The following is a 14,600-nucleotide window of genomic DNA, read 5'->3' as shown; positions in this document are numbered from 1 at the left end:
CCGATGATCGACATCGACGAACGCAGCATCACCCGGGCCGTGCTGAAGGCGCAGGCCGGCACGGGCAATGCGCGTCTCAAGGAGGTGATGGACAGCCTGGTGCGGCACCTGCACGACTTCGCGCGCGAGGTGCAACTGACCGAGGCGGAATGGTCGCTGGGCATCGACTTCCTGACGCGGGTGGGCAAGATCACCGACGACAAGCGGCAGGAGTTCATCCTGCTGTCCGACGTGCTGGGGCTGTCCACGCTGGTCACCGCGCAGAGCCACAGGCGGCCCGCCGGCTGCACCGAGGCGACGGTGTTCGGCCCCTTCTTCGTCTCCGGCGCACCCGAAATCGAGAACGGCGGCGACATCGCCAATGGCGCGTGTGGTGAGCCCTGCTTCGTCCGCGGCAGCGTGCGCGGGCTCGGCGGCGAGCCGATCGCCGGCGCCAGCATCGACGTCTGGCAGTCCGACGACGAAGGCTGCTACGACGTGCAGCGCGCGGACCTGGACCATGCGCAGGGCCGCGGCCGGCTGCGCAGCCTGGCGGACGGGAGCTACCACTTCCGCTCGATCGTCGCCGTGCCTTACTCGATTCCGCACGATGGCCCGGTGGGCCAGTTGCTGCAGCACACCGGCCGGCACCCGTGGCGGCCGGCGCATCTGCACTTCATGATCCAGGCGCCGGGCTACGAGACGCTGATCACCCACGTCTTCCGCTCGGGCGGCGAGTACCTGGAATCGGATGCGGTGTTCGGCGTGCGCTCCACGCTGATCGCCGACTGGCCACGGCACGAGGCCGGCGTCGCTGCGGACGGCACGCCCATGGCGACGCCATACCACTCGCTGACGTACGACTTCGTGCTGAACCCCGTGGCGCCGCGTTGATGCAGCCCTTTGCCTACAGCGCGAGCGCCGCGCGCATCGTCTTCGGCGCCGGCAGCATCGACCGGTTGCCTGCGGAACTCGACCGCTTGGGCGTGCGGCGCGCGCTCGTGATGTGCACGCCCAACCAGCAGGAACAGGCGCAGGCCGTGGCCGACCGCCTGCCCGGCCGCGTGGCCGGGACATTCGCCGAGGCCGCCATGCACGTGCCGATCGAAGTGGCGCGCAAGGCCCGCGAAGCGGCACTCGCGCTCGACGCCGACTGCGCGCTGGCGGTGGGCGGCGGCTCGACCGTCGGCCTGGGCAAGGCGATCGCGCTGGAAAGCGGCCTGCCCATCATCGCCGTGCCCACCACCTATGCCGGCAGCGAAGCCACGCCGATCTACGGCATCACCGAGGCCGGCCTGAAGAAGACCGGGCGCGACCCGCGCGTGCTGCCGCGGGTGGTGATCTACGACCCGGAGCTGACGCTGTCGCTGCCGCTCGGGCTGACCGTGACCAGCGCGATCAACGCCATCGCCCACGCCGCCGAAGGGCTGTATGCGCATGACGGCAACCCGGTCATCGCGCTGATGGCCGAAGAAGGCATCCGCGCCTGCGCCGCGGCGCTGCCGCCCTTGCACGACGACCCGTGCGACCTGGAGGCGCGCAGCCGGGCGCTCTATGGCGCATGGCTGTGCGGCACCGTGCTCGGCGCGGTCTCGATGGGCCTGCACCACAAGCTGTGCCACACCCTCGGCGGCAGCTTCGACCTGCCGCATGCCGAGGTGCACAGCGTGATGCTGGCCCACGCGCTGCACTACAACGCGTCGGCGGCGCCACAGGCCATGGCGCGCATTGCCGCGGCGCTGGGCGCCACCGATGCGGCGCTGGGCGTCTACCGCCTGGCGCAGGCCCATGGCGCGCCGCTGTCGCTCAAGGCCATCGGCATGCCGGAGACCGGGCTCGACCGCGCGGCGGATCTGGCGGTGTCCACCCCCTATCCGAACCCGCGCCCGCTGCTGCGGCGGGCGCTGCGAGACCTGCTGCAGCGCGCCTATCACGGCGAGGCGCCCACACCCGACTGACGTCGGGCCGGCTCGGCTCGGCCACTATTTGAGTGCATTAGCAATCAAATTCGGTGGATGCCGATCCTTGGCAAGGAATTGTTCCCAGAGCCTCGAATTTAAAGGGACACCGAGGCCAGGCGATTCAAGGGATTTCCCCGGTTTTATTGATTGCATTTGCAATCAAAATAACCACCAGAAGCTGCCGAGCCATGACTCACGGAGACAAAAGGCTTTCACATGAGTTCCACACTCCATCCTTCCATCGCCAGCGCCGACGCGCCCGGGCGCCACAGCAGCGTCGCCGGAGCGCCGCGCTTGGCTTCGCTGGTCTCGGCCGCGCGCGAACTGGTGCCCTACCTGCGTGAGCAGGCGCAGGCCACCGAAGCGGCGCGGCGCGTGTCCGAGGCCACGACGCAGCACTTCCACGAGGCCGGCTTCTTCAAGCTGATGCAGCCGGCCCGCTTCGGTGGCTACGAATACGGCTTCACCGCCTTCATCGACGTCATCAGCGAACTGGGGCGCGGCTGCACCTCCTCGGCCTGGGGCTGCTCGCTCGGTGCGGTGCACCAGTGGCTGGTCGGTACCTTTCCGGCGGCGGCGCAGGACGATGTCTGGGGCAAGGATCCCTCCAGCATCGTCTGCGGCTCCTACGCGCCCGCGGCCGTGGCCGAGGTGGTGGACGGCGGCTACCGCATCCAGGGCCGCTGGGCCTTCGCCTCCAACGTCGACAACTCGCAATGGGCGTTGCTGGGCGTCAGCTTTCCGGCGTCCGACATCGGCGGTGCCGGCTTCCTGCTCGCGCCACGCGCAGACTGGCGCATCGAGGACAACTGGCATGTCGCCGGCCAGGCCGGCACGGGTTCGAAGACCATCGTCATCGACGAGCCGATCTTCGTGCCGGCACACCGCCGCCTGAGCTTCGCCGAGGCGTCGTCGAACGCGCCGCCGGGTGCGGCGGTGAACGCCAACCCGATCTACCGCATTCCCTTCCTCTCGGCCGTGCCGGTGTGCCTGGTGTCGCCGCTGCTGGGCACCGCCCAGGGTGCGGTGGAGACCTTCATCGAGTTGTGCGGCACGCGCGTCACGCGCGGTGCGGTCGCCGGCGGCGGCAACCGGCTGGCGCAGTTCTTCCCGGTGCAGTCGCGCCTGGCCGAAGCCGCGGCCGCGGTGGATGCCGCGCGGCTGCTGATCGACCGCGACACGGTGCAGGTGGAGCAACTGGCCGCGGCCCGCCACGCGATCGACATCGACGCGCGCATCCGCAACCGGCGAGACCATGCCTACGCCACGCGGCTGTCGCACGGCGCGGTGGAATCGCTGTTCACCGCCGTCGGGGGCGCCGGGCTGGCACTCGACCAGCCGCTGCAGCGCATGTGGCGCGATGCCAATGCCATCGCGCGCCACATCAGTCTGAACTGGGACGCGGTGTCGTCGATGGTCGGCCAGCACCTGCTGGGGCTGGAGCCCAAGGGCCAGTACTAGCCCGGCCGCCGATCCAAGAGACGCCTGTCGTTGGGGGCCCGGCCATGTACTCCTGGACACCGCTGATGACCGACGCGCCGCTCGGCATCGATGCGCTGGGCTTCCGGCGGTCGCTGGGCGCCTTTCCCACCGGCGTGTGCCTGGTCACCACGGTGGATGCCACCGGCAAGCGCGAAGGCGTGACCGTCAATTCCTTCGCGTCGGTGTCGCTGGCGCCGCCGCTCGTGCTGTGGAGCATCCGCGACGAGGCGCGCAGTTCGGAGGCCTTCGTGCTGGGGCGGCATTTCATCATCCACGTGCTGGGCCTCGACCAGCAGGATCTGGCGCAGCATTTCGCGCGCCCGGCGCCGGACAAGTTCGCGGCCTTCGACGCGCAGTTCGCGCCCGGCATCGGCGGCTGCCCGCGGCTGCGCGCGGGCGGGGTCGCGACCTACGAATGCACGACCTACTCGCGCCACCAGGAGGGCGACCACACCATCCTGGTCGGCCGCGTGGCGCGCTACGCCAGCCGTGCGGCGCAGCCGCTGGTCTTCCACGCGGGGCGCATGGGCTCGCTGCAGGAGATCGCCGCCGCCGCGGCCGGCACGACGCCATGAAGATCTCCTCGCTCGACCTGAACCTGCTGGTCGTCTTCCAGGCCATCTACGTCACCCACAGCGTGACCCAGGCCGGCGAGCGTGTGTGCATGACGCAGTCGGCCGTCAGCGCTGCGCTGAAGCGCCTGCGCGAGCGCTTCAAGGATCCGCTGTTCGTGCGCACGCCGGAAGGCATGGTGCCGACGCCGCTGGCCGAGCGCCTGATCGGCCCGGTGCGCCATGGCCTGGACCACCTGGCCCAGGCCATCGCCCAGGGCGAAGGTTTCGATCCGGCGAGCTCCGACCGCATCTTCCACATCGCCGTCAACGACATCGGCCAGTTGACCATGGTGCCGCTGTTGCTGGCGACCGCCCGGCGCCAGGCCCCGCTGATCCGTTTCGAGACCGTGGAGGCGTCGTTCCTGGACGTGCGGCAGCGCATGCTCAACGGCCAGATCGACCTCGCGCTCGGCAGCTGGGAGGCGATGGGCCGTTCCTTCTACCAGCAGCGCATCTTCGACGAGAGCTTCGTGGTGCTGATGCGTGCCGGCAACCCGGTTCCCGCGGGCGGCCTGGATACGCAGGCCTATCTGGCCGCCAGTCATGTGGCCTACCGGCCCAGCGGACGCACCGACATCGAACTGCAGAAGGTGCTGTCGCGCGCCGGCCTGCAGGAACGCCGCCACATCGTGCTGGGCGCGGCGCATTCGCTGGGGCTGGGTGCGGTCCTCGAAGACAGCGACCTGCTGCTCACCGTGCCCAGCCGCCTGGCGCGGGCGATGGTCGATGCCAGCCCGGCCTTGCGCATCGAGCCGCTGCCCTGCGAGATCGGCTCCTTCCCGATCCGGCAGCAGTGGCACGAGCGCTACCAGCAGGACGGCGGCAGCCGCTGGCTGCGCGAGTTGATCTTCAAGCTGTTCCACGAGCCGCCGGCCGCCGCGCCAGACCAGGCCGCCGGCCGCGGCCCGCAGGCCGAGCCGGCCCTGTGCGAACCGGTGCGCTGGGAGTCCGTCGGACTGTAGGCACTTCAGCGTCATGCTGAGGCCTGCCTGGCGGCGACGCCAGGCCGTTCTGCTTGTACCCACCGCGCTCGCGATGGCGCACCAAGGGATACCATCGGCAACCCCGAGCACAACCCTGAAGGAGCCAGCAATGTCGGATCTGTGGAACAAGGCGAAGGAAGTTGCGGGCAAGGCGGCCGATGCCGTCTCCGATGCCGCAAAAGGCGTGGCCGACGCCGCGGGCGAGGTGACGGACAAGGCCGCGGCCGCCGCGAGCGACGCCTGGGAGTCGACCAAGAGCGCGGCCGGTGCGGTGGCCGATGGCGCAGCCAAGGCCGCCGAAGGCGCAGCCAACCTGGCGGAGAAGGCCGCCGACAAGACGGTCGATGTCGCCGGCAGCGCGGTCCAGGCGACCAAGGAGGCCGCGACCGAAGCCGCCGACGCCGTCAAGAAGAAGATCGGCTGAGGCGACCGGGCCCGCTCACGCCTGAACAGCGCGCCGGCAGTCGCTGCACGAGCCGTACAGCGTCAGCTCGTGGCTTTCGACGCGAAAGCCGCGCGGTGCCAGCTTCTGCATGTCGCCCGGGCAGGCGTGCACGTCGAACACGCGGTGGCAGCCGTTGCACCGGAAGTGGTGGTGGTGCTTGTGGCCGGCCAGTTCGTAGCGGGGCGGCTCGCCGGGCAGTTCCACCAACTGGATCTCACCCGCTTCCGTCAACTGCTTGAGGTTGCGGTAGACGGTGGCCAGGCCCAGCGCCGGCACGTCGCGCTGGGCCTCGGCGAGTATCTCGGCGGGAAGCAGCGGGCGCCCGGCCGACTCCATGACGGCGCGGATCGAATGGCGTTGGCGGGTCGAGCGTTCCATGGGCTCTATTGTCGCAACCGCGCGTGCGCCTTCCCGCCCTCACTTGTTCGTGTACGCCGCCACCTGCGCGGCCTGCATGCTGTAGCCGCTCGCGCCCATTGCCGAGCCCGCGCGTTCCAGGCCGAGGGTGCCGCTGACCCACACCGCGCTCATCGTCTTGAAGCCCTTGACGGGCGGATCGGCCCGCACGTGGATGATCTGGTTCGCCGGCGGCGGCGGCGTGTGGATGCAGGCGCCGAAATACGGCACCAGAAGAAACTCGCGGATCCCGTTCTTGCCGGACTCCAGCGGCACGATGTAGCCCGGGATCTTCACCTGCCGGCCCGCCATGGACGGCACCGTCGGCGCCTCGTCCCAGACCTTGCGCAGCCGGTCGTACAGCGCCTGCACGCGCGGGTCGGAATCGGAGCGCAGGTCCGGCTTCTGCAGGTCGCGAAAGGGCTTGGTCGGGTCCCAGTCGGCGGGCATCAGGTCGTCCCAGGTGATCTCCGGGTACGGGGCGGCCAGGGCCCAGGGCGCCGCGCCCAGGCAGACGGCCGCGGCCAGTCCTTGCAGCAGCCGGCGTCGTGATGGCGGGGTGGATGGTGTCGGAGTCATGGCGTCAGATCCTGGGAGACAGCCCGTCGGCGAGCGACAGGCGGTAGGCGCGCCAGCCGGGCAGCAGGCTGGCGAGCCATCCGGCCAGCAGCAGGCCGGCGAGCGACAGCCATTGCAGGGGGGTGGGCTCGCCGAGCCGCAGCCCCAGCCCGAAGGCCGATTGCAGCCACGGGCCCAGCGCCAGCACGCATGCCGCCAGCGCCACGACGCCCGCGGCGATGCCGGCCAGTGTCAGCAACAGGCCTTCGAGCGTCAACAGCAGGAGCACGTGGTGCAGGCTGGCGCCGACCGCGCGCAGCACCGCAAGCTCGCGCCGCCTCTCGTTCAGCCCCGCGAGCACCACCGACATCAGCCCGGCCATGCTGACCACGGCCACCAGCCCCGACATCAGCAGCAAGGCCTGCTCGCCGACGCCCACCACGTCCCAGAGTTCGTCCAGCGCCACGCCCGGCAGGATGGACAGCAGCGGCTCGTCGGCGAAGTTGTTGACCTGCCGCTGCACGGAGAAGACGGCGGCGCGGTTGTGCAGTCCCACCAGCGCGGCGGTCACGTTCTGCGGTTGCAACTGCATCCTGCGCGTTTCCTCGGCGCCGATGCGCCGTCCGGGAAGCGGCGCGCCGGCCACCCAGTCCACGTGGATCGCCTCCATGGCCTGCAGGCTGACGTGAACCGTGCGATCGACCGGCGTACCGGTGCGCGCGAGGATGCCGCTGACGACGAAGGGCTTGTCGGCGTGGTCCGCCCCGAGGCTCGCGCTGCCGGTGCCGTGGGCCAGCGTGATGCGCTGGCCGATCCGGTAGCCCAGCCGGTCCGCGACCTCGGCGCCCACGACGGCGTCGTACAGGTCGCGAAAGCGCTGCCCTTCCCGAAAGCGCAGCGGCTGCTGCTCGCCGTAGCGGAAGTGTTCGAAGTAGCCGTCCGAGGTGCCCAGCACCGGAAAGCCCTGGTGCGAGTCGCCGAGCGACAGCGGCACCACCCACGCCACGCCGCGCAGGCGCTGCAACGCCTCGACGCTGCTCCAGCGGATGTTGTTGGTGGCCGCGCCGACGTGGAAGACGGAATACAGCAGCAACTGCACCGAGCCGGTTCGCGCGCCGACGATCAGGTCGGTGCCCGACACCGCCGAGGAGAAACTGCTGCGCAGGTCGGTGCGCGCCCGCTCGACGCCCAGCAGCATGAAGGTCGACAGCGCGATCGAGCACACGGTCAGCGCCAGCGTGAAGCGCCGGTTCCAGGCGCTGCGCCAGGCCAGGCCGAGCAGAAAGCCGCGGCTCATGCGGCGGCTTCCGGAATGCGCGCCGCCCGGTTGATCTGCGGCAGCGACACCTGGCGCCCGAAGCGGCCGGCGATGCGGCGGTCGTGGCTGACCAGGACGAGCGCGCTGCCCGCCGCGGCGCAGGCCGCGAGAAGCAGCTCGAGAAACGCCTCGCGCCGGTCTTCGTCGAGCGCCGAGGTCGGCTCGTCGGCGATCACCAGGTCGGGCTGCCCCACCAGCGCACGCGCGGCGGCCACGCGCTGCTGCTGGCCGACCGACAGCGTGTTCGCCGCGCGCTGCCAAACCGCGGCGTCCAGTCCCATGCCGGCCAGCCAATGCTCGGCCGCCGCGCGCGGCGAGCCGACCTGTTGCGCCGCGGCGGCGCGGCGCCGCGCCGAGAAGCGGCACGGCAGCAGCACGTTGTCCAGCGCGGTGAGGTAAGGCAGCAGGTTGAACTGCTGGAAGATGTAGCCGACATGGTCGACACGATGGCGGTCGCGCGCCGTCGGGCGCAGATCGCCCCAGTGCGTGCCTAGCAGCGTGGCGCGGCCAGCCTGGGGCAGCAGCACGCCGGCGAAGAGCGACAGCAGCGTGCTCTTGCCGCAGCCGCTGGGGCCGTGGAGAAAGACGGTTTCGCCCGCGTCGACGCGAAACGCCGCGATGTCCAGGCAGACGCCGGCGCCGCCGGGCCAGGCAAAGCGCATGTTCTCGAGTTCGAGCAGGCCGCCGGCCATGGCTGGACGTCAGCGTGCCAGGCTCAGGCGCGACGCGCCCGGTTTCAGGCTGCGCTTGAACTGGCCTTGCGGCGAGGCCACCTGCGCGTCGACGACGCGGACGCGCTTGAAGGCGTCGAACAGCTTGACGTCGATGAAGCGCGCCTCGGTCGCCTTGGCGCAGGTGAAGACGACGGTCACGTCGATGTCGGCATGTTCGCCGTCGGCGGCGCCGTGGCCATGCGCCTGTGCCTCGCCCAGGCCGAGCACGGCGGAGTCGAGTTCGACCTTCGACAGCGTGCAGCCCGCGGCCGGGTCCGGCTGGAACAAGCCGTCGGCGGCCTTCAGGCGCGCGACCATGTCGGCCACGCGCCGCCGCTCGGCATCGCTACGCGGTGCGCGCTCGAAGCCGAGCAAGCCGTCCAGCGGAGATTCGATCGACAGGGTGATCGTCTGCGCGTCGATCGCGGCGTCCAGCGCCATGCGGCCATGCGTGTGCGCATGCTGCTGGGCGGCCACGGGCAGCGCGACGGTCAAGGCGCCGATGAGCGTGGCAACGGCGCGGATGCCCGCGCGGCGGCGGGGGGAAGGCTCGAGCATGGTGTCTCCTGAAACCGGGTCGCGACCGGCCCGTGATTCATGATTGAGAGTGGATTATCAAATAAGTTTCGACGGGTCTTGCTCACCGTCGCCCGTGGGCGCGGCCGCTCGACGCCACGCTCAACGTTCCGCAGGCCGACAGCATGAGTGCCACGCAGGCCCCGCTGGGGGCGTCGAGCAGCCACGACCCGGCAAGCCCCAGGGCGCAGGCCGCGCCGGCGGCCGACAGCGCCAGCGGCCAGCCGCAGCCGGCCTGGCGCCACAAGGCGGGCGCAATGAGCAGGGCGAAGACCACGAACAGCCCGAGCACGGGAACGGCCGCGCTCGCCGCCAGCGCGAACACCGGGAAGAACATCCGGTCGCCGCCCAGCCATCGGCGCGTGGCGTGAACCGCGAGTGCGCAGGCCGCGAGGATCGCCACCTGAAGCCAGCCGGCCCACAGCACGTCCGCGGCCAGCAGCTCCGCCAGGCGTTCGTGGCCATGGGCATCGTGGCGGGCGCCGAGCAGCGCCATGCTCGCGCCGAGCACGTACAGCAACCCGATCAAGGCCTCCCGTTGAGAGGGCCAGCGGCGGCTCAGCCAGGCCACCAGCGCCGCGCATGCCAATGCCCCGCCGGCGGCAAGCGCCTGCGTCAGCCATGGGTCCGGATGCTCGCTCATCGTGCCGGCCCACAGCGCCGTTGCCGCGGCGGCCTGCGCCACCGCCAGGTCGATGAAGACCACGCCGCGCCGCAACACCTGTTCGCCCAGCGGCGCCAGCGCCAGCAGCCCGAAGACGAGCGCGGCGACCGGCGGCAGGAACCAGACGTCGAGCACTACGGCGCCCCGGCCTGAAGCAAGGCCGCCACCAAGCCGTCCATCCACGCCACGAGTTCGTCGGCGCCGGCGTCGTCGGCCACCGTCGCCGGCAGCACGAGCAGCGGCACGCGGCCGCCCAGTTGCGCCGCGACCCATCGGCCCGAGCGCGGGTCTTGATAGCTCGACACCACGATGGCCAGGGGCGGCTGCGCCTTCAGCGCGCCCAGCAGGCGCTGCAAATGCCCCGGCGTGGGCGCCATGCCCGGCTGCGGCTCCAGGTCGGCGACCTGCCGCAGCCCCAGCCATTGCCAGACGTAGCCGAACCCGGTGTGCTGCGCCGCCACCGTCTTGCCGCGCAGGCCGGCGGCACGCCGTTCCCAGTCGGAGACCTGGGCGGACCATTGCGCCTCGAACGACGCGCGGCGCGCTTCGATCGCCTCGCGCTGCGACGGGCGTTCGCGCTGCAAGCGCTGCGCGAGCGCATTGGCCACCTTCAGCAGGCGATGCGGATCGGCGTGCACGTGAGGGTTGCCCTCGGCATGCACATCACCCGACCACGGGCCGGCCACGGCGCCCGGCTTCGCGTCGACCAGGGGCACGTGGCTCGCGGCGAAGAACACGTCCTGCGCCTTCGCGTTGCCGGAGCGTTGCTGCAGCATCGGCAGCCAGCCGACCTCCAGCGCCGCGCCCGTGCACACCACCAGATCGGCCTTGCGCATCTGCGCGATCAAGGCCGGACGGGCCTCGATGTGGTGGGGGTCCTGGGCCGCGTGCGTCGCCACGTGCAGCGTCGCGTCGGGCACCAGGACGCGGGTGAGCGCCGCCCACTCGGGCTCGCAGGCGAAGACGGTGAAGGCGCTGGCCGGCGCCGCCAGCCACGCGCCGGCGCCCAGCGCGAGGACTCTAGAAAGAATGCGCACCGTGGGCTCCGAAGGCGAGGACGTATTGAAGCTGGATCGTGCGCCTGGACGGGTTCTCGAATTCGACCGCGTCGCGCTGGGCGGTGTACTGCAGGCGCAGCGACTGCATGTGGCTGGGTTTCCACGCCAGCATCAGCGACGCCTCTCGCAGCAGGCCGCCGTGGAAGTGCTCGCCGTGCGGCATGCGCACCCGCAGCCAATCGGTGCGCCCGCCCACTTCCCAGCTCGGATCGAAGCGCCAGACGAGCGCCAGGCCGTTGGCTTCCTGCCGGTCGCGCGACGTGGCGTGGCGATTCAGCCCTTCGATGCGCGCCGCTTCGAAGGTCACGCGCAACTGCCGTTCGCGGTTGTTGCCGTTCGGCGCCCACTTCCACGTGGCGTCCACCATCCACGTCCTGCGGCCGTTGAACTGCGCGCCGTGGTGGTGGTGCGCGTGCTCGTGTTCCTGCTCATCGTCGTGGTCGTGCTCGTCTTCCACCGCGGCCTCGCGGCGATTGCGGATGTGCGACAGGCCGAGCTGCCAGCTGTTCGCGCCGTCGAAGTCGCCGCCCAGCTTGCTGACCAGGGTCACGACGCCCGCGCGGGGCGGCGACCCGACCGCCTGCTGCACCAGGCGCTTGCCGCGCAGCGCCTCCACGCCGAACATCCAGTACATGTCGGTCGGCGCCGTCCAGTTGATGCGCAGCCCGTCGTCGTTCCAGTGCCCGCCGAAGAACGCGCGGTACAGCAAGGGCCGCTCGACGAAATCGTCCGCGTGGGGATGCTGCGAGTTGAGGTAACCGATCTGCGATGCGAAGCGCCCGGCGCGCAGTTGCAGGCCGGCCGGCAGCGTCGTGGTCTCGAGCCACGCTTCTTCGATCCCCTTCTCGACGGCGCCTTCGTGCGTGGCGACGGTTGCCGTCAACTGCGCCCGCAGGTGCCCTCCGACGGGTCCGGCGGCGCTGAGGTCGCTGTGCCCCAGTTGCAGGCCGGAGTCCCGCCCGCCCAGGGCCAGGGCGCGGCTGGTCTGCGTCACGTCGAGCACCGCGCCGAACTTCCATTCCGCGTCGGGCTGGGCTTGCGCGCAGGCGCTCGCCGCGGCGAGCGCCAAGGCCGAGCTTGCCCGCCTCATCGCGTGATCCCGACCCATGCGGCCGCGGCGGGCGTGAAGCCCAGGTCGCGGCGCGAGACGACGGCGCCCGTCAGGCTGTTCACCGTCACCAACTGGCGCGCCACCGGATCGGTCAAGTAGACCTCGTCCTTCGCGCCGTTCGCGGTGAAGGCCGGCCACGGCGCCGCGGCGGGCATCGCCGGGATGGCGCCTGCCACGCGGGCCAGGTTCGTCCACGCTCCGTCCTGCCAGCGGGCCACGGTCAGCGTTCCCTGGTCGTCGAGGACGAAGAAGCGCTGCCCGCTCCGGTCGAAGCCGTGCGCGCGGCGCACCCGGCCCGTGGCCCATCCTTCGGGCACGAAGTCACTGACCGTCGCGGTCGTGCCGTTCAAGGCGTAGAAGCGCGTCGTGACCGGCGCCGGTGCCGCGCCTTCGGTGGCGATGCCGATGAATTGACCGGCCAGCCGGGGGTGGCCGGCCACGGTGCTGACGCGCAACGGCGTGGCCACCTTCTGCTCACTGACCGTCGTCGCGCTCGAATGCGTGACCAGCAGCATGCCGTCGGCGCATCCGGCGACCGTGTGGCCGCCGGAACTGGCACTGCCGTGCATGCCGTTGCAGCGCGTGGGCAACTGGCGGTCGAAGACGTAGGTGCCTGCGCTGCGGCGATACAGGTCCAGGTGCGTCGGCAAGGCGTCGGCCGCGTCGGGCGCGCGCGCGGCGACGAGCAGTTTGTCGTCGACCGGCTCGCCGAGGCCGTGCACGGCGATGGGCAGGTCCAGGCTTGCGACGGTGCTGCCGGCCGCGATCGACGCGTCGGTGATGACGCGGACACTGCCGTTGACGGCCGGTGTCGCGCCCGCATCGCCATCCATGAACACGGCCGCCTGCACGCCGGCCTGCACGTCGTAGTGCGTGGGCCGCGACCCGGTCAGCCGCCAGCCCGCCAGGCCGGAGGCGCGCTTGTAGTCGTGCAGATGGTCGCCGTGGTTCTCCTGCCAGATGCCGCCGTCGACGAACTGCACGACGTCCTCCAGGCGCTGCGCGGCCACCACGTAGCGCCCGCCCGGGCTCGCATAGAGGGCCGAGGGGGCGTTGTCGAGCTGGTGGGTGGCCTCGATCGTGCCGCTGTCCAGGTCGTGCAGCCGCAAGGCCTTGGCGTCCTTCTCGGCGATCGCCACGCGACCGGCGGTATCGACGCTGTACGACTCGTGGCCCGGGCCGTGGTCGTCGTCCTCGTGGTCGACGCCGCCGCCGCAGGCGGCAAGCACCGCGAGTGCGACCAGGCTCGGCGCGGCGGCCTTGAAAAGACGAGCGGGGGCGAGATTCATCGTGAGGGCTCCTCTGGGTGGTGTCGGTGTTTCTTAAAGATAATGATAATCCAATATCAATAAAGAACACACGATCACCCGAAGAGGGCCGCCCGGGCCCGCGCATGACTACATCTTCGAGTCGTGCAGCGCGCCGCCGCTGAGGTCCGCCATCTCGGGCGTGATCTCGCCGAAGCGCAGCACCTTGCCGCCGTGCTCGGCGGCGAACTTCGCCGCGTCGGCTTCCTGCGCGAAGGTGGCCAGCGTCGGGCCCATCGAGCCGTGCTTCCTGCTGCCGCGCACGTACAGCGCGGCCTGGGCGGCGATCCAGTGGCCGCGCGGCTGGGTCCAGTCGGCCTGGCCCATGTCCTGCACCCAGGCGCCCTTGACGGGGCGCACCTGCTCGGGCCGCAGCAGCGTGGACACCAGCTCGACGGTGTCGCAGAAGTACACCGGCGCCTTCGCGTCGCCGTAGAGGATCTGGCCCTTGGGGCCGGGGTAGTCGGCCAGCAGCATGCCGTCGAGGTCGCAGGCGGTGCCGGGCTCGAAGTCGAGCGGGCCGCCGGCGCCGGCGGCGGATTTTTCCTGGCCGCAGCCGGTCAGGGTCAGCAGCGCTGCGCCGCACAGGGCGCAGCCGAAACGTCGGCGGTTCGGGTTCATCGGCGGAATCTCCAGGTGGCCACGGCCAGCGGCGCGACGATCCAGCCCAGCATCACGGCGCCCATCAGCCAGGGGTTGGCGAGCGCGCCGGGCACGATGCTGGTCAGGCCGTACATGCTGCGCACGTCGTCGAGCGAGAACACGTTGAGGATGCGGAAGACGTCGGCCGGGTTCAGCAGCAGCAGGTAGGGCAGCGCGGCGCCGCCGAACTGCCCGCCGCCGAGCACCAGCGCGCCGAGCAGCAGCAGGTCGAACACCAGCACGAAGAAGAACCACAGCGCGATCGCCAGGCCCGAGGCGCGCGTGCGGTCGCTCGTCAGCACCGACAGCATCACCGCCAGGCTGAGGAAGGCGAGCCCCAGCAGCGCCGAGCTGAGCATGAAGCCCACGTAGTGGTACATGCCCGCGCCGCCGAGCTGCGCGGCCAGCAGCAGCGCGACGAGGCCGAAGCCGAGCAGCGTCGACAGGCAGAACGCCGCCGCCAGGCCGAGGTACTTGCCCAGCAGCAGCTCGAAGCGCGTGATGGGCAGCGCCAGCAGCAGGTCGAGCGAGCCGCGCTCGCGTTCGCCGACGATGGCGTCGAAGCCGAGCAGCAGCGCGATCAGCGGAATCAGGTAGATCACCAGGCTGACCAGGCTGGCGATGGTGAACTCGATCGAGCGCAGGCCCACCGCGCCCTGCTGCGCGCCGCCGAAGTAGGCGATGACCAGCGCCAGCGCGGTGAACACCACCGCCACCGCGAGCACCCAGCGGTTGCGCAGCCGGTCGCGCAGTTCCTTGGCGGCGATGGTGAGGACCTGGCGCGCTTCCATCA

Annotated in this window: 17 protein-coding genes; 6 read left to right on the top strand and 11 right to left on the bottom strand. The window is 71.1% G+C overall.

Annotation, left to right across the window (positions count from 1 at the left end; all coding sequences use genetic code 11):
* Positions 1 to 3: 3 nt before the first annotated feature.
* The 6 genes from QM792_RS15590 to QM792_RS15565 all read left to right on the top strand — a co-directional run bounded on the left by QM792_RS15590 (position 4) and on the right by QM792_RS15565 (position 5,443).
* Positions 4 to 873: an intradiol ring-cleavage dioxygenase gene (locus QM792_RS15590; protein WP_415151018.1), complete on the top strand. Its 870-nt coding sequence runs from the start codon at positions 4 to 6 to the stop codon at positions 871 to 873.
* A complete protein-coding gene (locus QM792_RS15585) occupies positions 873 to 1,937 on the top strand; it encodes a maleylacetate reductase (RefSeq protein ID WP_415151017.1) in 1,065 nt (354 codons plus the stop codon). Before QM792_RS15590 ends, QM792_RS15585 begins: the two co-directional genes overlap by 1 nt.
* Before the next feature lie 219 nt (positions 1,938 to 2,156).
* Complete coding sequence (locus QM792_RS15580) at positions 2,157 to 3,401, top strand: acyl-CoA dehydrogenase family protein (RefSeq protein WP_415151016.1); 1,245 nt, start codon at positions 2,157 to 2,159, stop codon at positions 3,399 to 3,401.
* Between the two features lie 44 nt (positions 3,402 to 3,445).
* A complete protein-coding gene (locus QM792_RS15575; RefSeq protein WP_415151015.1) occupies positions 3,446 to 3,997 on the top strand; it encodes a flavin reductase family protein in 552 nt (183 codons plus the stop codon).
* Positions 3,994 to 4,998 carry a LysR family transcriptional regulator gene (locus QM792_RS15570; RefSeq protein ID WP_415151014.1) on the top strand — a complete coding sequence of 335 codons (1,005 nt, stop codon included), beginning with the start codon at positions 3,994 to 3,996 and terminating at the stop codon, positions 4,996 to 4,998. The genes QM792_RS15575 and QM792_RS15570 overlap by 4 nt, the downstream gene beginning before the upstream one ends.
* Before the next feature lie 130 nt (positions 4,999 to 5,128).
* A complete protein-coding gene (locus QM792_RS15565; protein ID WP_415151013.1) occupies positions 5,129 to 5,443 on the top strand; it encodes a hypothetical protein in 315 nt (104 codons plus the stop codon).
* 15 nt (positions 5,444 to 5,458) lie between these two features.
* Here QM792_RS15565 and QM792_RS15560 read toward each other — a convergent pair whose 3' ends face one another.
* The 11 genes from QM792_RS15560 to QM792_RS15510 all read right to left on the bottom strand — a co-directional run bounded on the left by QM792_RS15560 (position 5,459) and on the right by QM792_RS15510 (position 14,598).
* Positions 5,459 to 5,842, bottom strand: coding sequence for a Fur family transcriptional regulator (locus QM792_RS15560; RefSeq protein WP_415151012.1), 384 nt, complete (start codon positions 5,840 to 5,842; stop codon positions 5,459 to 5,461).
* Positions 5,843 to 5,881: 39 nt separating this feature from the next.
* A complete protein-coding gene (locus QM792_RS15555) occupies positions 5,882 to 6,439 on the bottom strand; it encodes a DUF3299 domain-containing protein (RefSeq protein WP_415151011.1) in 558 nt (185 codons plus the stop codon).
* A 4-nt stretch (positions 6,440 to 6,443) separates the two neighbouring features.
* A complete protein-coding gene (locus QM792_RS15550; RefSeq protein WP_415151010.1) occupies positions 6,444 to 7,715 on the bottom strand; it encodes an ABC transporter permease in 1,272 nt (423 codons plus the stop codon).
* Positions 7,712 to 8,428 carry an ATP-binding cassette domain-containing protein gene (locus QM792_RS15545; RefSeq protein WP_415151009.1) on the bottom strand — a complete coding sequence of 239 codons (717 nt, stop codon included), beginning with the start codon at positions 8,426 to 8,428 and terminating at the stop codon, positions 7,712 to 7,714. The genes QM792_RS15550 and QM792_RS15545 overlap by 4 nt, the downstream gene beginning before the upstream one ends.
* Positions 8,429 to 8,437: 9 nt before the next feature.
* Entirely contained in the window at positions 8,438 to 9,007 is a 570-nt protein-coding gene (locus tag QM792_RS15540) for a DUF2796 domain-containing protein (protein WP_415151008.1), read from the bottom strand.
* A gap of 82 nt (positions 9,008 to 9,089) precedes the next feature.
* Entirely contained in the window at positions 9,090 to 9,824 is a 735-nt protein-coding gene (locus QM792_RS15535) for a metal ABC transporter permease (RefSeq protein WP_415151007.1), read from the bottom strand.
* Positions 9,824 to 10,726 carry a metal ABC transporter substrate-binding protein gene (locus tag QM792_RS15530; protein ID WP_415151006.1) on the bottom strand — a complete coding sequence of 301 codons (903 nt, stop codon included), beginning with the start codon at positions 10,724 to 10,726 and terminating at the stop codon, positions 9,824 to 9,826. The genes QM792_RS15535 and QM792_RS15530 overlap by 1 nt, the downstream gene beginning before the upstream one ends.
* Positions 10,710 to 11,816, bottom strand: a complete 1,107-nt coding sequence (locus QM792_RS15525) for a hypothetical protein (protein ID WP_415151005.1) — start codon at positions 11,814 to 11,816, stop codon at positions 10,710 to 10,712. Before QM792_RS15525 ends, QM792_RS15530 begins: the two co-directional genes overlap by 17 nt.
* Before the next feature lie 17 nt (positions 11,817 to 11,833).
* A complete protein-coding gene (locus tag QM792_RS15520; RefSeq protein ID WP_415151004.1) occupies positions 11,834 to 13,147 on the bottom strand; it encodes a hypothetical protein in 1,314 nt (437 codons plus the stop codon).
* Positions 13,148 to 13,255: 108 nt separating this feature from the next.
* Positions 13,256 to 13,786, bottom strand: coding sequence for a nitrous oxide reductase accessory protein NosL (locus QM792_RS15515; RefSeq protein WP_415151003.1), 531 nt, complete (start codon positions 13,784 to 13,786; stop codon positions 13,256 to 13,258).
* Positions 13,783 to 14,598 (bottom strand): ABC transporter permease, encoded by an 816-nt coding sequence (locus QM792_RS15510; RefSeq protein ID WP_415151643.1) that lies wholly within the window; start codon positions 14,596 to 14,598, stop codon positions 13,783 to 13,785. Before QM792_RS15510 ends, QM792_RS15515 begins: the two co-directional genes overlap by 4 nt.
* Between the last annotated feature and the right edge of the window lie 2 nt (positions 14,599 to 14,600).

It is taken from the genome of Piscinibacter sp. (assembly GCF_047600445.1).
Taxonomy (GTDB): Bacteria; Pseudomonadota; Gammaproteobacteria; order Burkholderiales; family Burkholderiaceae_C; genus Piscinibacter.
The sequence above is the reverse complement of the archived record's forward strand: the minus strand, read 5'-3'. Positions and strand labels throughout refer to the sequence as shown.

Excerpts from the sequence above, each read along its gene's own strand:
- QM792_RS15590 (WP_415151018.1), top strand. The coding sequence starts at position 4 with ATGATCGACATCGACGAACGCAGCATCACCCGGGCCGTGCTGAAGGCG.
- QM792_RS15585 (WP_415151017.1), top strand. The coding sequence starts at position 873 with ATGCAGCCCTTTGCCTACAGCGCGAGCGCCGCGCGCATCGTCTTCGGC.
- QM792_RS15555 (WP_415151011.1), bottom strand. The coding sequence starts at position 6,439 with ATGACTCCGACACCATCCACCCCGCCATCACGACGCCGGCTGCTGCAA.
- QM792_RS15580 (WP_415151016.1), top strand. The coding sequence starts at position 2,157 with ATGAGTTCCACACTCCATCCTTCCATCGCCAGCGCCGACGCGCCCGGG.
- QM792_RS15560 (WP_415151012.1), bottom strand. The coding sequence starts at position 5,842 with ATGGAACGCTCGACCCGCCAACGCCATTCGATCCGCGCCGTCATGGAG.
- QM792_RS15545 (WP_415151009.1), bottom strand. The coding sequence starts at position 8,428 with ATGGCCGGCGGCCTGCTCGAACTCGAGAACATGCGCTTTGCCTGGCCC.
- QM792_RS15575 (WP_415151015.1), top strand. The coding sequence starts at position 3,446 with ATGTACTCCTGGACACCGCTGATGACCGACGCGCCGCTCGGCATCGAT.
- QM792_RS15540 (WP_415151008.1), bottom strand. The coding sequence starts at position 9,007 with ATGCTCGAGCCTTCCCCCCGCCGCCGCGCGGGCATCCGCGCCGTTGCC.
- QM792_RS15550 (WP_415151010.1), bottom strand. The coding sequence starts at position 7,715 with ATGAGCCGCGGCTTTCTGCTCGGCCTGGCCTGGCGCAGCGCCTGGAAC.
- QM792_RS15565 (WP_415151013.1), top strand. The coding sequence starts at position 5,129 with ATGTCGGATCTGTGGAACAAGGCGAAGGAAGTTGCGGGCAAGGCGGCC.
- QM792_RS15515 (WP_415151003.1), bottom strand. The coding sequence starts at position 13,786 with ATGAACCCGAACCGCCGACGTTTCGGCTGCGCCCTGTGCGGCGCAGCG.
- QM792_RS15570 (WP_415151014.1), top strand. The coding sequence starts at position 3,994 with ATGAAGATCTCCTCGCTCGACCTGAACCTGCTGGTCGTCTTCCAGGCC.
- QM792_RS15520 (WP_415151004.1), bottom strand. The coding sequence starts at position 13,147 with ATGAATCTCGCCCCCGCTCGTCTTTTCAAGGCCGCCGCGCCGAGCCTG.
- QM792_RS15510 (WP_415151643.1), bottom strand. The coding sequence starts at position 14,598 with ATGGAAGCGCGCCAGGTCCTCACCATCGCCGCCAAGGAACTGCGCGAC.